This window comes from Sphingomonas bacterium, assembly GCF_903643065.1.
Taxonomy (GTDB): domain Bacteria; phylum Pseudomonadota; class Alphaproteobacteria; order Sphingomonadales; family Sphingomonadaceae; genus Sphingomonas.
Map to the genome: position 1 here is coordinate 1 of NZ_CAHJWX010000369.1, position 3,171 is coordinate 3,171.

The 3,171-nt window shown below is 68.4% G+C and carries 3 protein-coding genes and 1 pseudogene; 2 read left to right on the forward strand and 2 right to left on the reverse strand.

The window, feature by feature from the left end; translation table 11 throughout:
• Together HUU95_RS12170 and HUU95_RS12175 are read left to right on the forward strand one after the other, a co-directional pair.
• A pseudogene (locus HUU95_RS12170) lies at window positions 1–424 on the forward strand (signal recognition particle-docking protein FtsY); the annotation flags it as partial.
• Entirely contained in the window at window positions 421–1,017 is a 597-nt protein-coding gene (locus HUU95_RS12175; RefSeq protein WP_174280346.1) for a septation protein A, read from the forward strand. The pseudogene HUU95_RS12170 and the gene HUU95_RS12175, both read left to right, overlap by 4 nt.
• 3 nt (window positions 1,018–1,020) lie before the next feature.
• Here the strand turns inward: HUU95_RS12175 and HUU95_RS12180 are convergent, their stop codons facing one another.
• Both HUU95_RS12180 and pspF read right to left on the reverse strand, forming a co-directional pair.
• Window positions 1,021–1,623: a superoxide dismutase gene (locus HUU95_RS12180; RefSeq protein ID WP_174280348.1), complete on the reverse strand. Its 603-nt coding sequence runs from the start codon at window positions 1,621–1,623 to the stop codon at window positions 1,021–1,023.
• A 198-nt stretch (window positions 1,624–1,821) separates the two neighbouring features.
• Window positions 1,822–2,859 (reverse strand): phage shock protein operon transcriptional activator, encoded by a 1,038-nt coding sequence (pspF, locus tag HUU95_RS12185; protein WP_174280347.1) that lies wholly within the window; start codon window positions 2,857–2,859, stop codon window positions 1,822–1,824.
• Between the last annotated feature and the right edge of the window lie 312 nt (window positions 2,860–3,171).

Sequence of the window (3,171 nt, forward strand, 5' to 3'; positions counted from 1 at the left end):
GGCGGGCGTGGTGTTCGACGCGGTCAAGCAGGCGACCGCGATCGGCACCGACGTGTTGATCGTCGATACCGCCGGACGCTTGCAGAACAAGCGCGAGCTGATGGACGAGCTGGCGAAGATCCGGCGCGTGCTGGGGCGGCTGAACCCGGCGAGCCCGCACGATGTGGTGCTCGTGCTCGACGCGACGACGGGGCAGAACGCGCTCAATCAGGTCGAGGTGTTCCGCGACGTCGCGGGGGTGACGGGGCTGGTGATGACCAAGCTGGACGGCACCGCGCGCGGCGGCGTGCTGGTCGCCGCCGCCGAGCGGTATGGCTTGCCGATCCACGCGATCGGGGTGGGCGAAGGGATGGCGGACCTGCGGCCGTTCGACGCGCGCGAGGTGAGCCGCATCATCGCGGGCATCGAAGGGGTGCGCAAGTGAGGGGCAAGGCTTCGCCGCAGTTCCGGCTGCTGCTCGATTACGGGCCGTTGCTGGTCTTCTTCCTCGTCAATTACCTGGGCCATGGCCCGGCCTTGGCGCGGGTGGTGGAGGCGACGGTCGCGTTCATGGTCGCGATGGTGGTGGCAATCGTGACATCCTGGGTGCGGACGCGGCACGTCTCGCCGATGCTGCTGATCTCGGGGGCGCTGGTCCTCGTCTTCGGCGGGCTGACGATCTGGTTCCACGACGATCGTTTCATCAAGACGAAGCCGACCTTCGTCTACCTGATCTTCGCCGCCGTGCTCGGCTTCGGCATGGCGACGGGGCGCCCGCTGCTCCAGTCGCTGCTGGAGACCGCCTATCCGGGGCTGGACGCGACCGGCTGGCGCAAGCTGACCCGCAACTGGGCGGTGTTCTTCGCCGGGATGGCGCTGGTCAACGAAGCGGTGTGGCGGAGCAGCTCGACCGATTTCTGGGTGGGGTTTAAGCTTTGGGGCGTGATCCCGCTGACGCTGCTGTTCGCCTTTGCCAACGTGCCGATGCTGCTGCGGCACGGGTTGCAGGCGGCGGGAGACCTCCCGCCGCCCGAGTGAGCGTCAGGCGTCGAAGCGCTTGCCGGCCTCGTTCCAATTGACCAGTTCCCACCACGCCTTGAGATAGCCGGGACGATCGTTCTTGTAGGTCAGGTAATAGGCGTGTTCCCACACGTCATTGCCCAGGATCGGCGTCCCCTTGTCCGCGACGACGTCCATCAGCGGATTGTCCTGGTTCGGTGTCGAGGTCACCTTGAGCGCCCCGTCCGCCGTCTTGATCACCCAGGCCCAGCCCGAGCCGAACTGGCCGACGCCCTTGGCGTTGAAATCCTCCTTCAGCTTGTCGAGCCCGCCATACGCGTCGATCGCGTCCTTCAGCGCGCCCGACGGCTGCGTCGACCCGGCCGGGCCCATGATCTTCCAGAAGAAGTCGTGGTTCCAATAGCCGCCGCCATTGTTGCGGATCAGCGGCGGGAGCGAACCGACCTTGGCGAGGATCTGCTCGATGCCGTGGCCCGCCAGGCCCGGATCGGCGGCGACGCCCTCGTTGAGCTTGTCGGTATAGGCCTTGTGATGCTTGTCGTGATGGAACGTCATCGTCTCCTTGGAGATGACCGGTTCCAGCGCGTCATAGGCATAGGGCAGCGGGGGCAGTTCGAAGGCCATTGTCTTCTCCTTGGAGCGGGCGGGATCGGTGGCGGCCAGCGCTCGCGTCAGCGGGATGCCGAGCATCGCCGCCGCCGAGCCGAGCCAGCCGATGACGATACGACGAGGATGCATGGTCATCGGGACCCTCTCTGCCAGCCAGCGCTTTAACGTCGGCGCGCGCTTGTTGATCCGCGCCGATGGCGACGCAAGCCGCCGTCACGCCTTGATCAGGTCGTGCCGGCGCAGCGCATGGCGCAGCTGGTCATAGGTCAGGCCCAGCGCGTCGGCGGTGGTGCGCTGGTTGAAGCGATGCTCGGCGAGCGCGCGGGCGAGCAGCTCGCGTTCGAACCGCGCGACGCGGGACTTGAAGTCGGAGGGACCCGCGTCGCAGGCAACCACCGCGTCATCCTCGACCGGCGCCGGGATGGGCGTCGGAGCAGGCGTCGAGGCGGGTGTCGTCGGGGCCGACGAGCGCGGGCGATGCGGCGAGGCGAAGGGATCGAGGTCGACCGCGTCGACCGGACCGTCGCCGTCCCAGCGATACACCGCGCGCTCGACGACGTTGCGCAGCTCGCGGACGTTGCCGGGCCAGCGGTGCGAGCGCAGCGCGTGGAGCGCCGTGGCGCCAAAGCCCGGCCAGCCGCGCCGGCCCAGCTCGGCGGCCATGCGGCGACCGAAATGATCGGCGAGGACGACGATGTCGCCCGCCCGCGCGCGCAACGGGGGCAGGGTGAGGACCTCGAACGACAGGCGATCGAGAAGGTCGGCGCGGAACTGAAGCGCATCGACCTTGTCGGGCAGATGCTCGTTGGTGGCGGCGACGATGCGGACATCGACGCGCAGCGGCCGCGACGAGCCGATGCGCGTCACCTCGCCATATTCTACCGCGCGAAGCAGCCGGTCCTGCGCGGCCATCGACAGCGTGCTCAGTTCGTCCAGGAACAGCGTGCCGCCGTCCGCTTCCTCGAACCGGCCGGCGCGCGCCTTGGTGGCGCCGGTGAAGGCACCCGCCTCGTGCCCGAACAGCTCCGCCTCGATCAGCGTCTCGGGCAGCGCGGCGCAGTTCATCACGACGAGCGGATGGTCCCAGCGGTTCGACAGGCGATGCAGCCGCTCGGCGATCAGCTCCTTGCCGGTGCCGCGCTCGCCGATCACCAGCACCGGCCGGTCGAGCGGCGCGGCCCGGCTGGCGCGCTCCAGCGCGTCCAGGAACGCGCCGGACTGACCGATGAACTGGGTGGCGCGCTCGACCATGTGCGACCGTTTGGTGGATTCCGCCAAGCGTTGGCAAGAGGGGAACAGGCAGGCGGCAACAGGCAATGGCTAAGTGTTTGTGATCGAACGATTACGGCAATTGGCACGCGGGCTGCAAAGGATAGGGCAAGCCACCGATCGGGTGGCATCAAGGGAGTAATTACGATGATCCAGTCCCCGTTCGCCCGCCGCGCCGCCGCTGTCCTGGCGAGCGTCGTCGCCGCCACCTTGTGCCTGTCCGCCGCGATCGGGCCGGCGGGATCAAGCACGCCGTGTCCGCAGCCACCAACCAAGGCGAGCGGCAGCAAGAGC

Excerpts from the sequence above, each read along its gene's own strand:
- pspF (WP_174280347.1), bottom strand. The coding sequence starts at position 2,859 with ATGGTCGAGCGCGCCACCCAGTTCATCGGTCAGTCCGGCGCGTTCCTG.
- HUU95_RS12180 (WP_174280348.1), bottom strand. The coding sequence starts at position 1,623 with ATGGCCTTCGAACTGCCCCCGCTGCCCTATGCCTATGACGCGCTGGAA.